This is a genomic window from Crossiella cryophila (assembly GCF_014204915.1).
In the GTDB taxonomy this organism is placed as follows: domain Bacteria; phylum Actinomycetota; class Actinomycetes; order Mycobacteriales; family Pseudonocardiaceae; genus Crossiella; species Crossiella cryophila.
Genome location: NZ_JACHMH010000001.1, coordinates 815,997 through 839,084 on the forward strand (window position 1 = coordinate 815,997; position 23,088 = coordinate 839,084).

Consider the following 23,088-nt stretch of genomic DNA (forward strand, 5'->3'; position numbering starts at 1 on the left):
TCGCACACGCCCCAGGAAATGGGGGCGCCTGCCAGCTTCGGCGCGCTCACGCGGTCACCGCCGCGTTGGCCAGGCGCACCGGCAGACCGGAGCGGCGGGACTGCTCGCAGGCCAGCGCGAGTTCCAGGCTGATCAGGCTTTCCCTTGCCGGGGAAGGGTTCTCCGCCTTGCCGGCGACCACGTCCACGAACACCGCCATCTCGTTGAGGTAGGCGCGGTGGAAGCGCTCGGTGAAGCCGGGGTAGGCGTCCGGGGCGACCTTGGGGCCGTCCGGTTCCAGCGAGGTCAGCGGGGTGCGCGGATCGACGCCGACGGCCAGGGAGTCCTTGCTGCCGAGCACCTCGATCCGGTGGTCGTAGCCGAGCGCGTCCTGGCGGCCACCGGCCAGCACCGCGTGCGCGCCACTGGCGAAGCGCAGCGTGACCACGGCGTTGTCCACGTCGTCGGCCTGCGCGAACGCCTCGTGCACCAGCACCGAGCCGGAGGCGTAGACCTCCACCACCGGCTCGCCGACCAGCCACGGCACCGCGTCCAGGTCGTGGATCAGCAGGTCGCGGAAGATGCCGCCGGAGGCCGGCAGGTAGCCGAAGTCCGGCGGCTGCGCGTCGTGGCCGATGGCCCTGGCCAGGTACACGGTGCCCAGCTCACCGGAGCGGATCCGGCGGTGCAACTCGACCACGGCCGGGTCGAACCGGCGCTGGAAGCCGACCAGCACCTCCACCCCGGCCGACTCGACCTCGGCGACCAGGGCCCGCATGGTGTCCAGGTCACCGGCGATCGGCTTCTCGCACAGGGTGGGGACGCCGGCGGCGATGGCCCGCCGCAGCATTTCCGGGTGGGTGTCGGTGGGGGTGGCCAGCAGCACCCCGTCGGCCGCGGTCAGCAGCTCGTCGAGGGTGTCCACCGCCTTGGCCCGGCCGCCCAGCGCGGCCGCCGAGGCCGCGGCCCGGCCGGGCACCGGGTCGAACAGCACGACCTCGTCGATGGAGGGCAACGTGGCAAGGTTCGTGGCGTGCATGGTGCCGATACGCCCGACGCCCGCTACTCCGATCCGCATCCGGGGATCTCCGTCCTGGTCAACGCTACTTTGCGTTAGAGCGCTCTATTGGTTGGAGCGCGCTAATGCTGTAGCGTCCGTCCGGCCGGTGTCAAGGGTCACATTCGTCGGGGAGGGTAAATGGGCCGTCCGACCATGGAGGACGTGGCGGCGCGGGCCGGGGTCTCCCGCGCGCTGGTCTCGCTGGTGATGCGGGGTTCACCCAAGGTCTCCGAGCAGCGGCGGACAGCGGTGCTCAAGGCGGCGGAGGAACTCGGGTACTCCCCGCACGCGATGGCCCGCTCACTGGCCAGCCGCACCTCCACCGTGCTCGGCGTGATGGTCTCCGACCTGCACAACCCGTTCTTCGCCGAGGTGGTGGACGGGGTGGACGCGGCCGCGCGGGCCGAGGGCTTCGACCTGATCATCAACACCGGCGGCCGCAGCGCCGCCCGCGAGCGCGGCGCGCTGACCAGCCTGCTCTCCTTCCGGCCAGCCGGACTGGTGCTGCTCGGCCCGGTGGTCAGCGCGAGCGCGATCGGCGCGGCCGCCGAACAGGTGCCGGTGACCCTGGTGTCCCGCTCCTCCCGTCTGTCCACTGTGGACACCGTGAACGACGACGGCGAGGTGGGCTCACTGCTCGCGGTGGACCACCTGGTCGCGTTGGGACACCGGCGGATCGTGCACCTCGACGGTGGCGGCGGCTCGCAGTCGGCGTTGCGGCGCCGGGGTTACGAGCTGGCCATGCGGCGGCACGGGCTGAGTGCCGAGGTGGTGCCCAGCGAGTACACCGACGCCGCCGGCGCCAAGTCCGTGCGCGAGTTCCTCAGCTCCCGCAACGGGAATCCGCTGCCCACCGCGATCGTGGCTGCCAACGACTACAACGCCATCGGCGCGGTCTCCGCGCTGGAGGAGGCCGGGCTGCGGGTGCCGGAGGACGTCTCGGTCATCGGCTACGACAACTCCGCGCTCGCCTCGCTCCGGCACGTCTCGCTCACCACCGTGGACCAGCCGCGGATCGAGATGGGGCGGCTGGCCGCCGAGGCCCTGCTGGAACGGGTCCGGCACGGCCGCACCAGCCCGGTCCGGCACCTGCTGCACCCGGCCCTGGTGATCCGCTCGACCACCGGTTCTCCCCCAGGAGGTTCCTGACATGTCCCAGCTCGTCCCGCACTGGATCGACGGCGCCCGCGCTGAGGGCGTCTCCGGCCGCCGCGGCGAGGTGTTCGACCCGGCCACCGGCCAGGTGGCTCGCGAGGTGGTGCTGGCCGATCAGTCCGATGTGGACACCGTGGTCGCCTCGGCGGTCAAGGCGGCGGCACAGTGGGGCGAGTCCTCGCTGGCCGCGCGGTCCCGGGTGCTGTTCGGCTTCCGCGAGCTGGTGCACCGGCACCGGGACGAGCTGGCCGCGCTGATCACCGCCGAGCACGGCAAGGTCCTTTCCGACGCCGCCGGTGAGGTGCAGCGCGGACTGGAGGTGGTCGAGTTCGCCTGCGGCATCCCGCAGCTGCTCAAGGGCGACCATTCCGAGCAGGTCAGCCGGGGGGTGGACGCCTACTCGGCGCGCTACCCGCTGGGCGTGGTCGCCGGGATCACCCCGTTCAACTTCCCGGTGATGGTGCCGATGTGGATGTTCCCGATGGCGGTGGCCTGCGGGAACGCCTTCGTGCTCAAGCCGTCCGAGCGGGACCCGTCCGCGGCGGTGCGGCTGGCCGAGCTGTTCACCGAAGCGGGCCTGCCCGACGGGGTGCTCAACGTGCTGCAGGGCGACGCGACCGCGGTGAACGCGCTGCTGGACCACCCGGACGTGGCCGCGGTGTCCTTCGTGGGCTCGACCCCGATCGCCCGGCACGTGTACGCCCGCGGCACCGCCAGTGGCAAGCGGGTGCAGGCACTGGGCGGGGCGAAGAACCACATGGTGGTGCTGCCGGACGCCGACCTGGACGTGGCCGCGGACGCCGCGATCAACGCCGGGTTCGGCTCGGCCGGTGAGCGGTGCATGGCGATCTCGGTGGTGGTCGCGGTCGGCGACGTGGGCGACCGCCTCGTGCCCGCGATCGCCGGGCGGATGGCCGGACTGGTCACCGGACCGGGCACGGACCCGAAGTCGCAGATGGGGCCGCTGGTCACCGGGGTGCACCGGGACCGGGTGCAGTCCTATGTGGACGCCGGGGTCGAGCAGGGCGCCGAGCTGGTGGTGGACGGGCGCGGGTTCGCCCCGGCCGGTCACGAGGACGGGTTCTGGCTGGCGCCAACGCTGTTCGACCGGGTGGACGCGGAGATGTCGATCTACACCGACGAGATCTTCGGGCCGGTGCTCTCGGTGGTGCGGGTGCCCACCTTCGAGGCGGCGGTGGAACTGGTCAACGCCAACCAGTACGGCAACGGGACCGCCGTGTTCACCGCGGACGGCCTGGCCGCGCGGGAGTACCAGCGGCGGGTGCAGGTGGGCATGGTCGGCATCAACGTGCCGATCCCGGTGCCGATGGCCTACTACAGCTTCGGGGGCTGGAAGGACTCGCTGTTCGGGGACACCCACGTGCACGGGGCGGACGGGGTGAAGTTCTACACCCGGCTCAAGGCGGTCACCGCACGGTGGCCGAGGGAGTCCGGGATCGATCTGGGTTTCCCCACTCACGGCTGAGGCTGGTTGACCCGTTTCCCCTTGCGCGCCAGGGGAAACGGGCCGTCACCTCACTTGCCGGTGGCGGACCGGGTGGTGGCCGAGGGCGGCGGGGTGACGACCGTGGTGCCCGGCGGCGGCGGACTGGTGATGAGCGAGGTCGGCCGGGTGGTGCCCGGCGGCGGCGGGCTCGTGATGAGCGAGGTCGGGCGGGTGGTCCCCGGCGGGGGCGGGCTGGTCGGGACGAGCAGCGAGGTCGGGCGGGTGGTGCCCGGCGGCGGTGGCACGGTCGGGCAGGCGCTCGGCATGGGCTCGAGCATCGAGCCGGGCCGATCGCAGGACGGCGTCGGCTCCGGGCGCTGCACGGAATCGGTGACACTGGCGGGCTGCACGTTCTCCCCGCCGCCGAAGCCGCCGGCCAGCGCGGTGGCGCCGAAGCCCACCGTCAGCACCCCGGCCATCACGCCGGTGGTGAGCAGCACCCGGCCCCGCAGCAGGCTGCGCTTGGCCGAGGCCAGCACGGTCTCTGGCTCCTTGGTCATGATTGGTTCCTCTCCCAGTGCCCTGGCCAGCAGTGTGCGGGCCTCGGCACATTCCAGTTCGGACAGTTCGTGATGGCTCATCGCCCTGCCTCCAGCACGAGATAGCCGGATAACGACTTTCGGAGCGCGGCCAAACCCTTGGCCGACTGACTCTTCACGGTCCCCTCGGAACAGCCGAGGAGCCGAGCCACCTCCTGCACCGGGAGGTCCTCCCAGAATCGCAGCACCACCACGGCACGCTGGCGTTTCGGCAGCGCGGCCAGCGCCCGCCGGACATCCAGCGCGTCGTCGGCGCCCGATTCGGGGATGGGGAGGTCCGGCAGTTCGGCGGTGACCTTCTCCCGCCGCCAGAACCGGCGGGACTCGTCGATCGCGGTGCGCACCAGGACCTGCCGCGCGTAGGCCTCCACGGCCCCGTGCAGCTCGACCCGCCGCCACGCCTTGTACAGCTTGATCAGCGCGGTCTGGGTCAGGTCCTCGGCACGGTGCCAGTCGCCGCACAGCAGGAACGCGGTCCGGCGCAGGGCCGGTCCGCGGGCGCGGACGAATTCGACGAACTCGGCGTTGCGATCCGCCAAGGGGACCTCCTCCCGGTCTACCCCTGTGTACGAGGTGGACCGGGAGGGAGGTTGCCTCGATCGGCGATTTAGCTGGGGGACTAAACGCCAACCGAATCGCGATCGGACTGTTCCCGCTGGTCGTGGGAGGGGCGACGGCGCTTCCGGAGCAGCGCGCCCACCAGCGGAGCGAACAGGATCGCGGCCACCACCAGGTAGACGGTGATGGAGAAGGGGGTGTTGACCAGCCCGGTGACGTCGCCGTCACTGAGCTGCAGGGCCCGGCGCATCTGCAGTTCGGCGGCCGGGCCGAGGATGACGCCGAGCACCGCGGGCAGCACCGGCAGGCCGTAGCGCCGCATGGCGAAGCCGAGCAGGCCGATGATGAACAGGACCACCAGGTCCAGCACGTCGCCGCTGACCGCGTAGGCGCCGACGCTGGCGAAGAACAGGATGCCCGCGTACAGGTACGGCCGAGGGATGCGCAGCAGCTTGGCCCAGATCGGGGCCAGCGGCAGGTTCAGCACCAGCAGCAGCACACTGCCGATGAACAGGCTCGCGATCAGCGCCCAGACCAGCGTGGACTCCCGCTGGAACAGCAGCGGCCCCGGCTGGATGCCGTACTGCTGGAAGGCGGCCAGCATCACCGCGGCGGTGGCCGTGGTGGGCAGGCCGAGGGTGAGCATCGAGGTCAGCGTGCCCGCGGCGGAGGCACTCGCGGTGGCCTCCGGTCCGGCCACGCCCTCGATCGCGCCCTTGCCCCACTCGTCCTTGTGCTTGGACAGCCTCCGCTCCGCGGCATAGGAGAGGAAGGTCGGGATCTCCGCGCCACCGGCCGGGATCGCGCCGAAGGGGAACCCGATCAGCGGCCCGCGCAGCCACGGCTTCCAGGACCGGCGCACGTCCTCCTTGCCCAGCCAGGGCCGTCCGACCGGGATCGGCAGGGCGGGTTTGCTGCGCATGTGCGCGGCCACCCACAGCGACTCGCCGATGGCGAACAGGCCGACCGCGACCACCACCACCTCGATGCCGTCGTTGAGGTGCAGCAACCCGAAGGTGAGCCGTTGCTGCCCGGTCATCTCGTCCAGGCCGACCAGCCCGATGGACAACCCGATGAGCAGCGAGGCGAAACCGCGGATCCGGGACTTGCCCAGGATCGAGGTGACCGCGATGAAGGCCAGCACCATGACCGCGAAGTAGTCCGGCGCGCCGATGTCCACCGCCAGGCTGGCCACCAGCGGCGCCAGCAGCACCAGGAACATGGTGCCGACGATGCCGCCGATGAAGTGCCCGATGGCCGCGGCGGCCAGCGCCTGGGAGCCACGACCGTTGCGCGCCATCGGGTTTCCCTCGATCGCGGTCACCACGGCCGCGGTCTCCCCCGGCGTGTTGAGCAGGATCGAGGTGGTGGAGCCGCCGTACATGCCGCCGTAGTAGATGCCGGCGAACATGATGAACGCGCCGGTCGGGTCCAGGCCGTAGGTCACCGGCAGCAGCAGGGCCACCGCCATCGCCGGGCCGATGCCGGGCAGCACGCCGATCGCGGTGCCCAGCAGCACGCCGATCACCGCGTACAGCAGGTTCATCGGGGTCAGCGCGGTGCCGAAACCGTCGATCAGATGGGCCAGCGCGTCCATGTCAGAGCACCCCAGTCAGCGGCCCACCCGGCAGTGACACGCCGAGCAGGGAGTTGAACACCAGGTAGGTCGCGATGGACAGCCCGGCCGCGACCAGCGGATCGCGCACGTAATTCCGGCTGCCCAGCGCGTAGGCCGCGCCCCAGAACAGCACCATGCCCGACAGCGGGAAGCCGACCAGGTTGATCAGCACCACGTTGGCCAGGAAGGCCGCCGCGAGCTGGGCCACCACCCGCCAGTCCGCCGGCGCGTCCAGATCGACGTCCTCACCGGCCTCGGCCTCACCGCGGCCACCCCGCAGCACGTCCCTGGCCAGCAGCCCGGCCACCAGCACCAGAGCGCCGCCGACCAGGTAGGGCACCAGTTCCGGGCCGACCGGGCCGCGCTGGGCGAAGTTGGCCGGGATGCGGATCGCGTCGACCAGGACGAGCACGCCCAGGGCCAGCAGCAGCACGCAGATGCCGAGTTCGGACCGTTCCTTCAGCCAGGCCAGCGCCGAGCGCCCCTGCACCTGCTCACTCACGCGAGACCCAACTCCTTCAGCACATCGGCCACCCGCTTGCTCTCCGCGGCCAGGAACTCGCCGAACTTCGCCCCCGGCAGGAAGGCGTCGGTCCAGCCGTTGCGCTTGACCGCCTCCTGCCACTGCGGGGAGTCGTGCAGCTTCTGGAACAGCTCGACCAGCCGGGTGCGCTCGGCGTCGGAGAGGCCGGGCGGGGCGACCATGCCGCGCCAGTTGGTGAAGGTCACCGGCACGCCTGCCTCGGACAGGGTTGGCGCGTCGATGTCCTTGATTCGGTTCGCCCCGGTGACCGCGAGCACCCGCAGCTCACCGGCCTTGACCTGGTCCACGTACTCGCCGACGCCGGAAACCCCGAAGTGGATCTTGCCGCCGAGCACCGAGGAGAGCAGTTCGCCGCCGCCGTCGTAGGGGATGTAGCTGACCCGTTTGGGTTCCAGGCCGACGGCCTTGGCCATCAGCATGGGGGCCAGGTGGTCCGGGCCGCCGGGGCTGGAGCCGCCGCCGACGGTGACCGCGCCTGGGTTGGCCTTCCAGGCCGCGACCAGGTCGCCGATGGTGCGGTACGGGGAGTTCTTGCCGACCACGACGATGTCGGGTTCCTCGGTCAGCTTGGCGATCGGGGTGGTCTCGGCCAGGGAGTTCGGCGACTTGTTGGTGAACACGCTGCCCACCACGCCCAGGCCCATGGACATCACCAGGCGCTGGTTGCCGGTCTCGGCCACGGTGCGGCCGAGACCGACCGTGCCACCCGCGCCGGGCAGGTTGAACACCTCGGCGTTGCGGGTCAGCTCGACCTCGTCCATGGCCTTGGCCGCGGTGCGCGCGGTGACGTCGTAGCCGCCGCCGGGCGCGTTGGGCACCAGCAGCCGCAGGCCCCGCAGCGGACCGGTGGCGTCGCCGCCGGCGCCGGAGGTGAACAGCGGTGGCACGACCAGCGTCGCGGCCACCGCGGCCAGCCCCGCCAGCCAGTTGCGGATCGGCATCGATCCTCGCCTCCTCGTCTCGCAGTGAGCTAAGCCATAGTGACCACTTACGCTGAAAACCGTGTTCTTGCGTCCGCAGCGTTCGTTGTGGTCGTTGTGTTCACGCGATAGAGGCACGAGGAGGTGCGCGGCGTGGGTGTGCGTGGGTCGCTGGCGCGGCAGCTCTTCGCGTTGCAGTTCCTGGTCGTGCTGGCGCTGCTGGGCGCGGTGACCGCGTCCACGCTGAGCCAGTCCACCGCGAACTTCCGGGAGACCCAGGGCCGCCGGATGCTGCTGGTCGCCGAGCAGGTGGCCGCCACCGACGGGGTGCAGGACGCGCTGGCCGACGGGCAGTACCACCGGCTGGTGATCTTCGCCGAGACCGCCCGCGGCCAGGCCGGGAACAGCTCGATCAGCATCGCCACCACCGACCTGCGGATCCGCACCGCCACCGACCCCCGGCGGGTGAACGAGCAGCTCGCGGTCGGCCTGCCCCAGGTGGCCACCGGGCGGAGCTGGGACGGGGTGCTGGGCGAGCAGGTAGTGGCGCAGGTGCCGGTGTTCTCCGACGAGGGCAGGCTGGTCGGCGTCGTCAGCGCGGGCCAGGACGAGCCGGGGCTGTGGGAGTCGCTGATCAGCTCACCCGGCGACCTGCTGATCCACCTCGGGCTGGGCACCGGGATCGGCCTGATCGGCTCGCTGCTGGCCGCCCGCTGGGTGAAGCGGCAGACGCTGGGGCTGGAGCCCAGGGAGATCACCGGGCTGGTGGAGCACCGGGAGGCGATGCTGCACGGCATCCGGGAGGGCGTGCTCGGGCTGGACCAGCAGCACCGGATCACCCTGATGAACACCTCGGCCAGGGAGCTGCTCGCGCTGCCGGACGCGATCGGCACCCAGGTGGACGAGCTGGCCGATGCCAACGAGCGGCTGCGGGATGTGCTCACCGGGCGGGCCAGCGGGCCCAACCAGGTGGTGCTGCGCAGTGGGCGGGTGCTGGTGATGAACCGGATGCCGATCGGGCTGCACGGACAGCAGATCGGCGCCGTGGTGACCCTCCGGGACCGGACCGAACTCGTTGCGCTGCAACAGGAACTCGACGTCAACCGGCATGCCACGGACACCCTGCGGGCGCAGGCGCACGAGTTCCGCAACGAGCTGCACACCATTGCCGGGCTGATCGAGCTGGGCGAGTACGACGAGGTGGTCCGCTACGTCACCCGCGCCAACCGGGCGCACGCGGACTGGAGCCGCGCGGTGACCGCGCGGATCGCCGATCCCGCGCTGGCCGCGTTGCTGATCGCCAAGGCCAGCCTGGCCGCGGAGCGCGCGGTGGGCATCAAACTGTCCGAGGAGTCCATTGTGGACAGAGTTGACGAGGCGCTGTCCCAGGACCTGGTGACGGTGGTGGGCAACCTGGTGGACAACGCGCTGGACGCGTTGCCCGCCGGGGCCGGGCAGTGGGTCGAGGTGCACATCGCCGGGTCGGCGGAGCAGGTGCTGGTGCGGGTGCGGGATTCCGGGCCGGGCATCGCGCCGGAGCTGGCCGAGGAGGTCTTCGAGCACGGGTTCACCACCAAGGTGGCCACCCAGGGCGGGCAGCGCGGTATCGGACTGGCGCTGACCAGGCAGATCTGCGTGCGCCGGGGCGGCTCGGTCTCGGTGCGCAACGAGGGCGGCGCGGTGTTCACCGCCACCCTGGGCCGGGCCACCGCGGCCCTGGGCACCCGCCCGCCGGAGGTGAGCCGGTGATCAGGGTGCTGGTGGTCGACGACGATTTCATGGTGGCCAAGGTGCACAGCGGTTACGTCGCGCGCACCCCGGGTTTCGAGGTGGTCGGGGTGGCGCACACCGCGGCCGAGGCCATCCGCTCGGTGCGCGAACTCCGGCCGGACCTGGTGCTGCTGGACATCTACCTGCCCGATGCCGACGGCGTGCACGTGCTGCGCGAACTGCGGGCCGGGGCGGCCGGTGAGCAGGCCGGGCACACCGACGTGATCGTGGTGAGCGCGGCGCGGGACGTGGAGACGGTGCGCGCGGCGGTGCGTGGCGGGGTGCTGCACTACCTGATCAAGCCGTTCGAGTACGCGGCCCTGCGTGATCAGCTCGCGCACTTCGCCGAGGTCCGCTCCCGGCTGACCGGTTCGGTGGACCAGGCCGTGCTGGACCAGGTCTTCGGCGCCCGCCCGACCGCGGCCCCGACCATGCCCAAGGGCCTGACCCCGCAGACCGCCAAGCTGGTCGAGGAGGTGCTGCGCGCGGCCGAGTCCGATGTGTCGGCCACCGAGTGCGCGGGCGAGACCAACCTGTCCAGGGTCAGCGCCCGCCGCTACCTGGAGCATTTCGTCAGCGCGGGCCGGGCCGAGGTGCGGTTGCGCTACGGCAGCACCGGTCGGCCGGAACGCCTGTACCGCTGGGTCGACTAATTGGCCAGGTTGGTGACCAGCTCGGCGATCTCACTGCCGGAGAGGATCGGCCAGGCGCTGTTGTCGGTGACCACCGCGCCGACCTGCAGCCCGGTCTGGGTGGTGACCAGCACCTCGCGTTCGGCGGTGATCGCGTCGGTCAGCTTCACCCAGGAGTACCTGGTCTTGCCGCTGCGCAGGGATTCGGCCCGGCACCCGTCGGTGTCCCGGCAGTAGACCGGGTGCCCGGTGGGCGAGCGCACGGTGAGCACCAGCAGGCCGGTGCGGCCCTGCCGGTCGGTCAGCCGGACGCCGAGCCGGAGGAAGTCCTCGACCAGCTGGAACTGACCGGGTTTGGCGCCGCTGTCGGCGACCGCGGAGTAGCCCTGGGGCAGCCACTGCTGTTTGGCCAGCAGCACGCTGTACCGCTCGACGTCCTTCGTGGTCATCGGCGGGAACAGCGGTTTGTCCTCGATGCTGCGGCCGTTGGTCGGGGTGGGGGCGACCGAGGGCGGTGCGGTGGTGCCCGGGGGCGATGAGGTGACCGGCGGCACCGGCGAGCTGCTGACCCCGGCCGGTTCGACCGCGGCGGCCGGCAACAGCACGATCGTGCCGACCGTGAGCACGGAGAGCACCGCGGCCAGCACGATGGCCACCCCGAACCGCCGCCTGCGCACCACCCTGCGGCCGTCCCGCATGACATCGGCGCAGCTCACCGTGGGTGGCGGCGGGTCGACGGCCAGCACTGACCGCAACTCGCTCGCGCGTAGCTCCCCGCCTGGCACCGCTGACCTCCTTCCGCACTCACCGCTACTACGGCGAAACAGCGCGGAAGGTTGTCAGGGCAACCCGATCGTGGGAATCAGAACCGCGGGTGATCCCCGCGCAGCACGGCCCGGTCCTCGGGCTTCTCGCCCGGCTCGGTGCTCTTGCGGACCTCGCCGAGCACCCAGGCCGGCACGTGCCGGGCGGTCAGCACGGCCAGTGCGCGGTCGGCCTCCTCCGGCGCGACCACGGCGACCATGCCGACACCCATGTTGAAGGTCTTCTCCATCTCCGGCTTCTCCACCCGGCCGCGCTGGGCGATCAGCGCGAACACCGGCGCGGGCGTCCAGCTGCCGCGGTCCAGGTCGGCGATGAGGCCCTTGGGGATGACCCGGCCCAGGTTGCCTGCCAGGCCACCGCCGGTGACGTGCGCGAAGGTCCGGACATCGGCCTCGGCGGCCAGCGCCAGGCAGTCCTTGGCGTAGATCCGGGTGGGCTCGAGCATCTCCTCGCCCAGGGTGCGGCCGAACTCCTCGACGTGCCCCTCCAGCGGCATCCGGCCGATCTCCAGCAGCACGTGCCTGGCCAGCGAGTAGCCGTTGGAGTGCAGGCCGGAGGCGCCCATCGCGATCAGCACGTCGCCGGGGCGGACCCGGTCCGGGCCGAGCAGCTTGTCCGCCTCGACCACGCCGACGCCGGTGGCGGACATGTCGTAGTGCCCGGGGTCCATCAGGCCGGGGTGCTCGGCGGTCTCGCCGCCCAGCAGGGCGCAACCCGCCTGCGTGCAGCCCTCGGCGATGCCCTTGACCAGCGCGGCGATCCGCTCCGGCACCACCTTGCCGACGGCGATGTAGTCCTGCAGGAACAGCGGCTCGGCACCGCAGACGACCAGGTCGTCCACGACCATGGCGACCAGGTCGATGCCCACGGTGTCGTGCTTGTCCAGGGCCTGGGCCACGGCGAGCTTGGTGCCGACGCCGTCGGTGGAGGAGGCGAGCACCGGCTCCTTCCACCGGTCCAGCTTGAGCTTGAACAGCCCGGCGAAACCGCCGATGCCGCCGAGCACCTCGGGGCGGGTGGCCTTCTCCGCCCACGGCTTGAGCTGCTCCACAGCCTCGTCACCTGCGGCGATGTCGACTCCGGCGGCCGCGTAGGTGGCCTTCCCGCTTTCGGCGTGCGCGGTCACTGCTCGTCCAGCTCCATCCGAGATCAATTGTCTAGCCAGGTCAGGGACGCCGAACGGCGTCTTCGGCACCGTACCCGCTGGGCAGGACGGGCTCGGCCGGACCGGCCACACCCTTCTCGATGTTCTCCAGCAGGTGCTTGCCGATCTTGAGGTCATCCGGCAGCGCGATCGGGTACTCGCCGTCGAAGCAGGCCGAGCAGAGCCGGGTCTTGGGCTGCTCGGTGGCCGCGATCAGCGCCTCGAGGGAGACGTAGCCGAGCGAGTCGGCGCCGACCGAACGGCGCACGCCGTCCATGTCCAGGCCGTTGGCGATCAGCTCCGCGCGGGAGGCGAAGTCGATGCCGTAGAAGCAGGGCCAGCGCACCGGCGGCGAGGCGATCCGCACGTGCACCTCGACCGCGCCTGCCTCACGCAGCATCCGGACCAGGGCACGCTGGGTGTTGCCGCGCACGATCGAGTCGTCCACCACGACCAGCCGCTTGCCCCTGATCACATCGCGCAGCGGGTTCAGCTTGAGCCGGATGCCCAGCTGGCGGATGGTCTGCGAGGGCTGGATGAAGGTCCGGCCCACGTAGGCGTTCTTGACCAGGCCGGAGCCGTAGGGGATGCCGGATGCCTGGGCGTAGCCGATGGCGGCCGGGGTGCCCGATTCCGGCACCGGGATGACCAGGTCGGCCTCGACCGGGAACTCCGCGGCCAGCCTGCGGCCGATGTCCACCCTGGCCGCGTGCACGCCGCGACCTGCGATGGAGGTGTCCGGGCGGGCCAGGTAGACGTACTCGAACACGCAGCCCTTGGGCTCGGGGTTGGCGAAGCGGGAGGACCGCAGGCCGTTCTCGTCGATGGCGATCAGCTCGCCGGGCTCGACCTCGCGCACGAAGGAGGCGCCGGTGATGTCGAGTGCGGCGGTCTCGCTGGCGACCACCCAGCCGCGCTCCAGCCGGCCGAGCACCAGCGGGTGCACGCCCTGCGGGTCACGCGCGGCGTAGAGGGTGGACTCATCCGAGAAGACCAGGCAGAACGCGCCACGCAGGGTGGGCAGCAGTTCCATCGCGGCCTGCTCGAACCCGAGGTCGGCCGCTGCCGCGGCGAGCAGCCCGCAGACCAGGTCGGAGTCGGTGGTGGCGCCCGCGGTGGCGACGCCTGCTTCCTTGGCCCGGCTCATCAACTCGGCGGTGTTCACCAGGTTGCCGTTGTGGCCAAGCGACAGGGCGCTGCCGGTGACGGTGTTGCGGAAGGTGGGCTGGGCGTTCTCCCAGGTGGTGGAGCCGGTGGTGGAGTACCGGCAGTGGCCGACGGCGACGTGGCCGCGCAGCGAGGACAGGACCTGCTCGTCGAAGACCTGGCTTACCAGCCCCAGATCCTTGAACACCACCACCTGGTGTCCGTCGCCGACGGAGATGCCCGCCGCTTCCTGGCCGCGGTGCTGGAGGGCGTACAAGCCGTAGAAGGTGAGCTTGGCCACCTCCTCGCCGGGGGCCCAGACACCGAATACACCGCATTCCTCGCGGGGGGTGTCGTCCTGGTCGCGATCGGTCTGGCTGGGGTCGATGACCACCGAGAACTCCCTCGGGACGGGATCAGACTCGCCTAAGTGTAAGTGCCCCGGAGTAGTGCTTCTGCCCCTTCTGGCCGGTGACGCGGCTCTCGTTCGGGCCAACTCCGGACCCCACTCGCGCGTCTGCTGAACAGACGAGAGCCAAAAAAGAGGCGAGGTGGGTGCTCGTGCTGGAGTTGCTGAACGGCCGATTGGACCGGGATCTGAACCTGGCCGAGCGGATCTTCGCCCGGCCGGAGGTGCTGGCCTACGCGGTCGGCGCCGGGCTGGTGCTCGGTCTGATCGGACTGCTGATCGGCCGGTTGTTCGGCTGGCGGGCGCTGTTCACCGGGCTGTCACTGGGCTCACTCGGCGGGGTGCTCGCGGTGACGCTGGTGCGGGTGGGCAGGCAGGGCGGGGAGGCAGCCTCGCTGGGTCAGGCCTGGGCGGAGTGCATCCAGAACGAGTTCTCGCTGGCCGGGTCCTGGCAGCGGCTGAACTTCGTGCTGTTGATGCCGTTCGCCTTCTTCGGCGCGATCGCGGTGCGCCGGTTCCTGCCGGTGGCGTTGCTGAGCGTGGCGCTGGCGGTGGGCATCGAGCTGTACCAGGGCATGACCGGGCTGGGCGCCTGCGAGACCCAGGACATGATCAACAACGGTCTCGGCGGGGTGCTCGCGGCCCTGGTCGGCTGGGCGGTGGCGGGTCGGCGGGGTGGCGGCAGGCTCCGGAACGCCACCCCGCCGGGCTCAGCCGGTCAGCACGCGGCCTTGATGTCCACCGTGCGCTGATGTTCGATCTGCCGGGACCAGTTTCCGGACCAGCCCATCATCTCGATCTTGTAGTAAAGCTCGACCTTATAGCTGCCCTCGGCGCACTTGAATGATTTTCCAGTCGCCTGCACGTTGCCGCTGACCGACTCCATCGTGGACATGTCGTCATTCGACTTCGTGCCCGCCGGTTCGGTCAGCGAGTAGCGGGCCTGCGAGGTGCGGCATTTCGACGGCGGCTTACCCCAGAAGAAGTGGTAGTTCCACCTGCAGTCCCCTCGGACCACCACCTTCAGCTCACCCTCCACGGCGGGGGTCAGGCAGATGCGGCCGTCGAAGCCCGCATCCGCATTACGGTCGCTGAACGGGTCGGAACAGGACTCCTGGACGGCCGGGGCCGCCTGGGAAACGCTGCCGAAAAGCAGCAGTGCGAGCGCGGAAACAAGGACGAGGAGAACCGGGCGGCGATAACCGATCATGCCCTCAATACTGCATATGCTGCTCTAATCAGGCGATAACCGAAACGGGGGTGCCGAATCGGGTGAGTGGTTACTTACGGACAGTTTCCGGCAGCCCGAGCAGGCACAGCAGGCTGATCAGCCCGGCCGCGGACATGTAGGTGGCGACCAGCCAGGAGGACCCGCCTGCCGCGGTCACCAGGCTGCCGGCGATCAGCGGGGACAGGCCGCCGCCGAGCACCGCGCCGATCTGATAGCCGAAGCCGACGCCGGTGTAGCGCAGTTCCGGGCCGAACAGCTCGGAGAAGTAGGCCAGCATCGGGCCGAAGATGGCCGCCGAGCCGCCGAAGGCGAGCACGATGCCGAGCACCGCGAGCGCCGGGCTGCCCGAGTCGACCAGGGCGAAGAGCGGGAAACCCCACACCGTGCAGAAGATCGCGCCCGCCATCAGCACCGGCTTGCGGCCGATCCGGTCGGTGAGGCGGCAGAAGTACACGATCCCGGCGACCTGGGCGATGCTGCCCGCCATCGAGCCGTAGAGCAGCACCGACCGGGGAATGCCCACCGCCTGGCTGCCGTAGGCGAGCAGGAAGGTGACCACGATGAACATGAACGCGTTGAAGCCCAGGTTGACCCCTGCGGTGAGCAGCACCAGGCGTTTGTGCTCGCGCAGCACCGCGATCAGCGGCGCCCGCCCGGTGCGCGCGGTCTTGGCGATCCGCTCGAACTCGGGGGTCTCGGCCACGTTGCGCCGGGCGAACAGGCCGACCAGCACCACCGCGATGCCTGCCAGGAACGGGATCCGCCAGCCCCAGTCGTAGAGATCGGCCTCGGGCAGCAGCAGGACCAGCGCGAACGCGCCGTTGGCCAGGAAGGCGCCCAGTGGCGAGCCGATGGTGACCAGGCTGCCGTAGAGCCCGCGCTTGCCAGCCGGGGCGTGTTCGACGGCCAGCAGGGTGGCGCCCGCGGTCTCGCCGCCGACGGAGAGGCCGTGCACGATCCGCAGTGACAGCAACAACAGTGGCGCGGCGATGCCGATCGCGGCGTAGGTGGGCAGCAGACCCATCAGCGCGGTGGACACACCCATCAGGGACAGGCTGATCACCAGCATCCGGCGGCGGCCGAGCCGATCGCCGAAGTGCCCGAAGATGATCGAGCCGATCGGCCGCATCAGGAAGCCGACCGCGAAGGTGGAGAAGGCCAGCAGGGTGGCCGTCCACGGCTCGCTCTGCGGGAAGAACAACCGGCCGAAGACCAGTGCGGAGGCGGTGCCGTAGATCAGGAAGTCGTAGAACTCCAGTGAGCTGCCGACCCCGCAGGCCACCGCCAGCCGGGCGAAGGTGGGCCGGTCGCGCTGCGCTGTCTCCGCCATGCCGAGCACTCTGCCGGAGCGTTCGGGACCGAACAAGACGGATTCAGTGGGCTTGCACTCCGGAGAGCAACACCGGGCACCCTTCGGCCATCGGCAGCTCGATCCGGCCCCAGAGACCGTGGTAGAGCGCGGTGGCCCGGCCCGCGGTGGTGGCCTTGGCGGCAGGCAGGTCGGCCGGGTCGCGGACCACCTCCGGCGCCTCGCCGGGTTGCAGCCAGACCAGCCAGCGTTCCGGGCCGTCGGTGCAGGAGACCAGCACCGCGCCGGTGGCGGCCGGGCTGGACGCGGCGGTGTACCGGCTGGCCAGCAGGGTGCCGAGCACCTCGTCGATGCCGTCAACGGCCAGTGCGCGCTTGGTCGGGACCAGGCAGCGCAGGGTGGCCTGGGCGTCCCAGCGGCGCAGGTTCAGCTCGTGCGCGACCCGGCGGTGCCAGAACCAGGCCAGGCTGGGCGCTGCCGGACTGAATGTCCACAGTGGACTGTTGGGTGGGCAGGCGGCGAGCAGCCGGAGGCAGTCGTCCAGCTGCTGGTCGAAGAAGTCGAGTGGGTCGCTGATGGTGGCTGGTTCCGGCACCGGGCGGGCGCGGTCGGCCCCACCGGTGCGTAACTGGCCGCCGACGATCTGCAGGAACCGCGCGGTGTGCAGCACCAGCTCGCGGAAGCGCCAGCCGGGGCAGGAGGGCACCGGTAGCTCCGGGTCGGCGGCCTGCGCGGCCTGCCGGAAGGCGGCCGCCTGCTCGGTGGCCACGGCCAGCCACCAGGGGCTGTCCTGCGGTCCTGCCATCTCGTCTCCAGGGGAACCGGGGTCGGGTGTCTGCCGTCACAGACGTGCCGAGCAGCCCTGGAGGTTCCATGACCGAGCACATCCGTGTCGAACCGGACCGGTTGCGCCATGCCGCCCGCGAGTTCTTCGCCGGGGCCGACGCGGCCGCCGACGGCGCGGCCCTGCTCGACCACCTGCGGCTGGATCCCGCGCTGCTCGGCGAGGTGGACGGTGCGGGCGAGTTCGCCGCCGCGCTGACCCGCTTCGGCGCGGCACACGGCACCGACCTGCGGCACGGCTCGGCCTGGTTCGCCGACGCGGCGCAGGCGCTGACCGGCAACGCGGACGGCTACGCCGAGGGTGAGACCGAGGCCAGGCGGTTACTGGGCGGCACCCGGTGAACCCGGAGGCGCTCTACCAACGGATGACCGTCGGCGATCCGGGCCGGCTGGCCGAGGCGGCCGATCCGCTGACCGGGGCGGTCAGCGCGGTGGACCGGGCAGGCGAGTCGGTCCGGCACAGCCGGGCCGCGGCCGGGTCCTGGGCCGGGGACGCGGGTGTGGCCTTCACCAGGCGCGGCGACCTCAGCCAGGTCGCGGCCAGTACCTCGGCGGCCCGGCTGCGTTCGGCGGTGGCCATCGTGCACGCGGCCGCCCGCGCCCAGCAGGCCATGCGCACCGGCGCGGACCGGGCCATCGCGATCTGGCGCGGCCGCCCGGCCGGGGCCGATCCGCTGCTCGAACGGGAACTGGCCGCGACCGTGGTCCGCGCACTGGAGACGGTCCGCGCGCCCTACACCGAACTGCTGCGCTCACTGGCCGGTGCGCTGGACCGGCTGGATCCGGGGTTCGGCACGGTGGCCGGGCAGACCCCGGAGTGGCAGGCGCTGCCGGTGCACGGGCTCGCGCTGCCACCGGTGGGTTCGGATCCGCGGCAGATGGCGGCCTGGTGGGCCGGACTGTCCACTGTGGAGCGTGAGCGGCTGCTGCTCACCCGGTACGACCAGCTCGGCCGGTTGCGCGGACTGCCAGCGCCGGTGCTGGACGCGGCGAACCGGCGGCGGATCACCGAGGACGGCGCGCGATTCCGGGGCGCGCTGACCGAGGCCGACCGCCGGCTCGCCGACCGGGCCCGCGAACTCGGCCTGGACCCCACCGACACGGAGAACCTGCGCAACGCCAACGATCCCGCCCTGTCCCGCCTGCTCGACGAACGCGCCACGGCCCAGCGGCAGCTGCGCAACACCGAACTCGCCGCGGACCGCCTGGCCGAGGCGGAAAGACTGGCGGCCGAACGCGGCATCCCACGCGAGGAAGTGCTGATCATGGCCTGGGAACCGGACGGCCCACGCGGTCAGGGCGGACTCGCGGTCGCCTTCGGAAACCCCGACCGGGCAACGGATGTCGCGGTCTGCGTGCCCGGCACCGGCTCCGGTCTGGGTGGTTTCAGCCTGGGCCAGGCGGCGAACCTGCGTGCGGAGATGGACGCGGCCAGTCCGGGCGGCAACGCGACCATCCAGTGGCTGGGCTACGACGCCCCGGACGCGATCACCAACGCCCAGGTCAGCCGCCCGGACCAGGCGATCGAGGGCGCGGCGCGGCTGGTCGCGGACGTGGACGGCTACCGGGCGGCGGCGGAACATCGGCAGCACCTCACCGTGATCGGGCACAGCTACGGCAGCACGGTGGCCGGGTACGCGGGCCTGCACGGGCTGGCAGCGGACGAACTGGCCTTCGTCGGCTCGCCGGGCGTCGGCGCGGCCAGCGCGGCGGAGTTGCCGGGACGGGTGTGGGCCGGGATGACCGAGCACGACCCGGTGGTGCGGGCCACCGACGGCAGCTGGTTCACCGCCGACGGCGCCAACCACGGGCCCTACGACGAGCAGTTCGGCGCACGCGGGTTCGGGGCGAGTGAGGACGCCGGGCTGCGGCACGCGCACTCGGCGTACTTCGACCAGGGCTCGGAATCGCTGCGCAACCTGGGCCACATCGCGACCGGCCAGCCGGAGCGGGTGACCGGGGCCGGGCCGGGACTCGGCGGCGAGGTCGGCGAGGCGGGCGGGGACCTGTGGGACGGCGGCGGGCGGGTGATCGGCAGCGCGCTGGACGGGGACTGGGACGGGGTGCGGGCGGCCGCGGCGGACACCGGGCGGGAACTGCTCAACGACCTCGGGGACGCGGCGGTCTCCGGGGCCGGGCGGCTGGTGGAGTCGGGGCGGGACCTGTTCGGGGGGCTGGGTCGGCTGTTCTGAGCCACGCGTGGCGCGCGCCGGAGCGGCGGGCCGGCGGCGCTACACCCGGAGCAGTGGCAGCCAGGTCGCGATCTCCTCGGCGCGGTTGCCGGAGGCGGTGAGGCTGCCCGCGTCCAGGGCCGCGTCCCAGCCCATCCGCCCCAGCGCGAGTTCCAGCCAGGTGCGCGGGTCGGTCTCCACCACGTTCGGCGGGGTGCCCCTGGTGTGCCGGGGTCCGGCCACGCACTGCACCGCGGCGAACGGCGGCACCCGCAACTCCACGCTGCGCCCGGGGGCCAGGCCCTCCAGGGTGCGCAGACTCAACCGGACCGCGGCGGCCAGGGCGGCTCGGTCGGGCTGCTCACCGCCGTCCAGCCAGGGCAGGACCTCGGTCACCGCGGCGCGCAGCTCATGCGGATCCACCGCTCTGCGTAGAGGCACGCCGAAGGCTAACCCGGACCTCCGACGATAGGACTGTTCTCCTGGACACGGCGCGTTCGCTGTCGCAGAGTGGACGGAGTATTAGTAATACTTTTGCCGATGGGAGGGTCATGGCACTCCGCAGTCAGGCCTGGTTCGGCGGCACCGGCAAGAACGGGTTCATCGCGCGGCACAGCCTGCGCGGACTCGGTTACGGCGGGCAGCACTTCGACGGCCGCCCGGTCATCGGCATCGGCAACACCTTCTCCGAACTGACCCCGTGCAACGCGCACCTGCGGCTGCTCGCCGAGGCGGTCAAACGCGGCGTGTACCAGGCAGGCGGCTTCCCGCTCGAATTCCCGGCGATGAGCCTTGGCGAACCGCTGATGCGGCCCAGCACCATGCTCTACCGCAACCTGGCCGCGATGGAGATCGAGGAGCTGATCAGGGCCAACCCAGTGGACGCGGTGGTGCTGCTCACCGGCTGCGACAAGACCACACCGGCCGCGCTGATGGGCGCGGCCAGCGCCGGGGTGCCCGCGATCCTGCTCACCGGCGGCCCGATGCTCAACGGCAACTACCGCGGCCGCGAGGTCGGCTCCGGCACCGACATCTGGCGGATGACCGAGGAACTGCGCGCCGGGACGATCACCGAGGCCGAGTTCACCGAGTTCGAGAGCTGCCTCAACCGCTCGGTGGGGCACTGCATGACCATGGGCACCGCCTCCACCATGGCCTGCGTGACCGAGGCACTCGGCATGCAGCTGCCCGGCGCCTCCGGCCTGCCCGCGGTGGACGCCCGGCGCGGCACGCTGGCCGAGCAGACCGGGATCAGGGCGGTCGCGCTGGCCACCGGCGGCCCGCACCCGGCCGAGGTGATGACCAGGAAGGCATTCGAGAACGCGATCCTGGTCAACGCGGCCATCGGCGGCTCCACCAACGCGGTGCTGCACCTGCTGGCCATCGCCGGACGACTGGGCGTGCCGCTGGACCTGGAGGACTTCGACCGGCTCGGCGCGCGACTGCCGCTGCTGGTCGACCTGATGCCCTCGGGCCGGTTCCTGATGGAGCAGTTCGCCTACGCCGGCGGGCTGCCCGCGCTGATCGAGCGGATCAAGGACGCGCTGCACGCGGACGTGCTCACGGTGACCGGGCAGGGCCTGCTCGCCAACTGCGCCGGATCGGTGGTGCACGACGACGAGGTGATCCGGCCGCTGGCCAACCCGGTGCAGCCGGCCGACAGCGGCACCGCGGTGCTGCGCGGCAACCTGGCCCCGGGCGGCGCGGTGGTCAAGCAGTCCGCGGCCGAGCCGAGGTTGTTGAACCACACCGGTCCCGCGCTGGTCTTCGACTCGGTCGAGGACTACCACGCGGTGATCGCCGACCCTGACCTGCCGGTCACCGCGGACACCGTGCTGGTGGTGCGCAACACCGGCCCGGTCGGCTACCCGGGCATGCCGGAGGTGGGCAACCTGCCGCTGCCGCAGAAGCTCCTGGACGCCGGGATCCGGGACCTGGTGCGGATCTCCGACGCCCGGATGAGCGGCACCGCCTTCGGCGCCTGCGTGCTGCACGTCGCGCCGGAGGCCGCCGTCGGCGGACCGCTGGCCCTGGTGCGGAACGGGGACCTGATCACCGTGGACGCGCCAGGCCGACGACTGCACCTGCACGTGTCGGATGCCGAACTCGCCGAGCGGCGGGCCGGGTGGCGGCCACCGGCGGCCGGGCCGGATCGCGGCTGGGTGCGGCTGTACCGGGAACACGTGCAACAGGCCGACCGCGGGGTGGACCTGGACTTCCTGGTCGGCTCGACCGACTCGGCCCCGCCGCGCGCGGCCTTCTGAGAGGAGCTTGTCGTTGTACCGATGGGAAACGCTGGCCGCACTGGCCGAGCAGCGGGTGTTCGGCATCGTGCGGGCCGGGGACGCGAAGACCGCGCTGGCCACCGCCGAGGCGATGATCGACGCCGGGCTGCGCACCCTGGAGATCGCGCTGACCACGCCCGGCGGGCTATCGGTGATCGAGGAACTGGCCGGTCGGCCGGGGATCACCCTGGGTGCGGGCACCGTGCTGGACGAGGCCACCGCCCGGCTGGCCACCCTGGCCGGGGCCAGTTTCCTGGTCTCGCCCAGCCTGCACCCCGAGGTCATCCGCACCGCGCACCGCTACGGCGCGGCCGCGCTGCCCGGGGTGGCCAGCCCGACCGAGATCGTGACCGCCCTCGAACACGGGGCCGACGCGGTGAAGTTGTTCCCCGCCAGGGGTTTCGGCCCACGCTGGCTGGCCGATGTGCGGGCCGCGCTGCCGCAGGCGCCGATCATGCCCACCGGTGGCGTGGCACTGGCGGAGGTGCCGGCGTGGGTGGCCGCGGGCGCGGTGGCCTGCGGGGTCGGCGCAGCGCTGACCGAGGGCGGTCCGGAAGTGGCGGCACAACGAGTTCGAAGTCTGGTCGAATCACTCGCGAGCCCGGCTACGGTGAGTTGATCTGCTCGTCAGCCCTGTGGAGCGACCATGACCCAGCGCGGTCTGCACGGTCAGCTGCTGGACCAGCTCGGCCAGGCCATCACCTCCGGCGCCATCCCCGGCGGCAAGGTGCTGCGGATCGAGGAACTCGCCGCGCGGCACGGCGTCTCCCGCACGGTGGCGCGCGAGGCGGTGCGGGTGCTGGAGGCCATGCGGCTGGTGCACAGCAGGCCCAAGGTCGGCACCACGGTGCGGCCGAGCACCGAGTGGAACCTGTTCGACCCGCAGCTGGTGCGCTGGCGGCTGGGCAGCGCGCAGCGCGGTGAGCAGCTGCGCCAGCTCAGCCACGTGCGCGCGGCGGTGGAACCCGCGGCAGGCGGGCTGGCCGCTCGGGAGGCGAGTGCGGAACAGCGGGCCGAGCTGCTGGAGCTGGCCGCGGAACTGGGGCGGCTGGCCGAACTCGGCGAGGTGGATCAGTTCGTGGAGGTGGACGTGCGCTTCCACCGGCTGGTGCTGACCGCCTCCGGGAACGAGATGTTCGCCCATCTCGGTGACTTCACCGCCGAGCTGCTGCGCGGGCGCAACCGGCTGCACCTGATGCCCGAGGTGCCGGACGCGGTGGCCACCCAGCGGCACATCGAGGTGGCGCGGGCCATCGCGCAGCGACGGCCGGAGCAGGCCGAGGAGTTGTTGCGGCAGATCGTGGCCGGCGCCGCGGCCGAGGTGGCGGCCCTGCTGACGCGGAGGTAGCTTCGTGGCCTTGCGATCTTCCCCGTACCCCAAGGCCACGAAGCCGTGTGATCCACAAACACCGCCGATGGTGGGCTGGAAGGAGATCCGCGAAC

General features: G+C 71.8%; 23 protein-coding genes. 10 read left to right on the forward strand and 13 right to left on the reverse strand.

The genetic code is table 11. The annotated features are described in order from the left end of the window. Positions 1-46: 46 nt before the first annotated feature. Positions 47-1,057, reverse strand: coding sequence for a Gfo/Idh/MocA family protein (locus tag HNR67_RS03960; RefSeq protein ID WP_185000763.1), 1,011 nt, complete (start codon positions 1,055-1,057; stop codon positions 47-49). A gap of 120 nt (positions 1,058-1,177) precedes the next feature. Between HNR67_RS03960 and HNR67_RS03965 the strand changes: the two genes are divergently transcribed. Next, a complete protein-coding gene (locus HNR67_RS03965) occupies positions 1,178-2,188 on the forward strand; it encodes a LacI family DNA-binding transcriptional regulator (RefSeq protein WP_185000764.1) in 1,011 nt (336 codons plus the stop codon). A 1-nt stretch (position 2,189) separates the two neighbouring features. Beyond that, the gene (locus tag HNR67_RS03970; RefSeq protein WP_185000765.1) at positions 2,190-3,680 is read left to right on the forward strand and encodes a CoA-acylating methylmalonate-semialdehyde dehydrogenase; all 1,491 of its coding nucleotides are present in this window, start codon (positions 2,190-2,192) and stop codon (positions 3,678-3,680) included. Positions 3,681-3,730: 50 nt separating this feature from the next. Here the strand turns inward: HNR67_RS03970 and HNR67_RS03975 are convergent, their stop codons facing one another. The 5 genes from HNR67_RS03975 to HNR67_RS03995 all read right to left on the reverse strand — a co-directional run bounded on the left by HNR67_RS03975 (position 3,731) and on the right by HNR67_RS03995 (position 7,901). Then, complete coding sequence (locus HNR67_RS03975; RefSeq protein ID WP_185000766.1) at positions 3,731-4,282, reverse strand: hypothetical protein; 552 nt, start codon at positions 4,280-4,282, stop codon at positions 3,731-3,733. Beyond that, complete coding sequence (locus HNR67_RS03980) at positions 4,279-4,779, reverse strand: SigE family RNA polymerase sigma factor (RefSeq protein WP_185000767.1); 501 nt, start codon at positions 4,777-4,779, stop codon at positions 4,279-4,281. Before HNR67_RS03980 ends, HNR67_RS03975 begins: the two co-directional genes overlap by 4 nt. 80 nt (positions 4,780-4,859) lie before the next feature. Beyond that, positions 4,860-6,395, reverse strand: coding sequence for a tripartite tricarboxylate transporter permease (locus tag HNR67_RS03985; RefSeq protein ID WP_185000768.1), 1,536 nt, complete (start codon positions 6,393-6,395; stop codon positions 4,860-4,862). 1 nt (position 6,396) lies between these two features. Further along, positions 6,397-6,918: a tripartite tricarboxylate transporter TctB family protein gene (locus tag HNR67_RS03990; protein WP_185000769.1), complete on the reverse strand. Its 522-nt coding sequence runs from the start codon at positions 6,916-6,918 to the stop codon at positions 6,397-6,399. Beyond that, on the reverse strand, positions 6,915-7,901 hold the full coding sequence (locus tag HNR67_RS03995; protein ID WP_185000770.1) for a Bug family tripartite tricarboxylate transporter substrate binding protein: 987 nt from the start codon (positions 7,899-7,901) through the stop codon (positions 6,915-6,917). Before HNR67_RS03995 ends, HNR67_RS03990 begins: the two co-directional genes overlap by 4 nt. A 132-nt stretch (positions 7,902-8,033) precedes the next feature. Here HNR67_RS03995 and HNR67_RS04000 point away from each other — a divergent pair, with 132 nt between their 5' ends. After that, complete coding sequence (locus HNR67_RS04000; RefSeq protein ID WP_185000771.1) at positions 8,034-9,629, forward strand: sensor histidine kinase; 1,596 nt, start codon at positions 8,034-8,036, stop codon at positions 9,627-9,629. Continuing rightward, positions 9,626-10,303, forward strand: coding sequence for a response regulator (locus HNR67_RS04005; protein ID WP_185000772.1), 678 nt, complete (start codon positions 9,626-9,628; stop codon positions 10,301-10,303). Before HNR67_RS04000 ends, HNR67_RS04005 begins: the two co-directional genes overlap by 4 nt. Here HNR67_RS04005 and HNR67_RS04010 read toward each other — a convergent pair. The 3 genes from HNR67_RS04010 to purF all read right to left on the reverse strand — a co-directional run bounded on the left by HNR67_RS04010 (position 10,300) and on the right by purF (position 13,791). Then, the gene (locus HNR67_RS04010; RefSeq protein ID WP_185000773.1) at positions 10,300-11,067 is read right to left on the reverse strand and encodes a hypothetical protein; all 768 of its coding nucleotides are present in this window, start codon (positions 11,065-11,067) and stop codon (positions 10,300-10,302) included. The genes HNR67_RS04005 and HNR67_RS04010 overlap by 4 nt on opposite strands. Positions 11,068-11,144: 77 nt before the next feature. Further along, positions 11,145-12,233 carry a phosphoribosylformylglycinamidine cyclo-ligase gene (purM, locus tag HNR67_RS04015; RefSeq protein ID WP_312986384.1) on the reverse strand — a complete coding sequence of 363 codons (1,089 nt, stop codon included), beginning with the start codon at positions 12,231-12,233 and terminating at the stop codon, positions 11,145-11,147. A gap of 40 nt (positions 12,234-12,273) precedes the next feature. After that, positions 12,274-13,791, reverse strand: a complete 1,518-nt coding sequence (gene purF / locus HNR67_RS04020; protein WP_185000775.1) for an amidophosphoribosyltransferase — start codon at positions 13,789-13,791, stop codon at positions 12,274-12,276. A gap of 167 nt (positions 13,792-13,958) precedes the next feature. Between purF and HNR67_RS04025 the strand changes: the two genes are divergently transcribed. Beyond that, on the forward strand, positions 13,959-14,558 hold the full coding sequence (locus HNR67_RS04025) for a VanZ family protein (protein ID WP_185000776.1): 600 nt from the start codon (positions 13,959-13,961) through the stop codon (positions 14,556-14,558). Here HNR67_RS04025 and HNR67_RS04030 read toward each other — a convergent pair. The 3 genes from HNR67_RS04030 to HNR67_RS04040 form a co-directional block, all read right to left on the reverse strand. Further along, positions 14,525-15,016: a hypothetical protein gene (locus tag HNR67_RS04030; protein WP_185000777.1), complete on the reverse strand. Its 492-nt coding sequence runs from the start codon at positions 15,014-15,016 to the stop codon at positions 14,525-14,527. The two genes, HNR67_RS04025 and HNR67_RS04030, sit on opposite strands and share 34 nt — an antisense overlap. A 70-nt stretch (positions 15,017-15,086) precedes the next feature. Then, positions 15,087-16,367, reverse strand: coding sequence for an MFS transporter (locus tag HNR67_RS04035; protein WP_185000778.1), 1,281 nt, complete (start codon positions 16,365-16,367; stop codon positions 15,087-15,089). Between the two features lie 43 nt (positions 16,368-16,410). Further along, positions 16,411-17,151 carry a maleylpyruvate isomerase N-terminal domain-containing protein gene (locus HNR67_RS04040; protein ID WP_185000779.1) on the reverse strand — a complete coding sequence of 247 codons (741 nt, stop codon included), beginning with the start codon at positions 17,149-17,151 and terminating at the stop codon, positions 16,411-16,413. 68 nt (positions 17,152-17,219) lie between these two features. Between HNR67_RS04040 and HNR67_RS04045 the strand changes: the two genes are divergently transcribed. After that, a complete protein-coding gene (locus HNR67_RS04045) occupies positions 17,220-17,531 on the forward strand; it encodes a hypothetical protein (RefSeq protein WP_185000780.1) in 312 nt (103 codons plus the stop codon). Then, positions 17,528-19,381, forward strand: a complete 1,854-nt coding sequence (locus HNR67_RS04050) for an alpha/beta hydrolase (protein WP_312986386.1) — start codon at positions 17,528-17,530, stop codon at positions 19,379-19,381. The genes HNR67_RS04045 and HNR67_RS04050 overlap by 4 nt, the downstream gene beginning before the upstream one ends. Positions 19,382-19,420: 39 nt before the next feature. On the opposite strand, the gene HNR67_RS04055 is transcribed toward HNR67_RS04050, so the two are convergent. After that, a complete protein-coding gene (locus HNR67_RS04055) occupies positions 19,421-19,801 on the reverse strand; it encodes a sterol carrier family protein (RefSeq protein WP_185000781.1) in 381 nt (126 codons plus the stop codon). Between the two features lie 110 nt (positions 19,802-19,911). Between HNR67_RS04055 and HNR67_RS04060 the strand changes: the two genes are divergently transcribed. Genes HNR67_RS04060 through HNR67_RS04070 form a run of 3 tightly spaced genes read left to right on the forward strand, consistent with a single transcriptional unit; the run spans position 19,912 to position 22,993 of the window. Next, positions 19,912-21,624, forward strand: coding sequence for an IlvD/Edd family dehydratase (locus HNR67_RS04060; protein ID WP_185000782.1), 1,713 nt, complete (start codon positions 19,912-19,914; stop codon positions 21,622-21,624). A gap of 13 nt (positions 21,625-21,637) precedes the next feature. Continuing rightward, the gene (locus HNR67_RS04065; protein ID WP_185000783.1) at positions 21,638-22,264 is read left to right on the forward strand and encodes a bifunctional 4-hydroxy-2-oxoglutarate aldolase/2-dehydro-3-deoxy-phosphogluconate aldolase; all 627 of its coding nucleotides are present in this window, start codon (positions 21,638-21,640) and stop codon (positions 22,262-22,264) included. Positions 22,265-22,291: 27 nt separating this feature from the next. Next, complete coding sequence (locus tag HNR67_RS04070) at positions 22,292-22,993, forward strand: FadR/GntR family transcriptional regulator (RefSeq protein ID WP_185000784.1); 702 nt, start codon at positions 22,292-22,294, stop codon at positions 22,991-22,993. Positions 22,994-23,088: the final 95 nt, after the last annotated feature.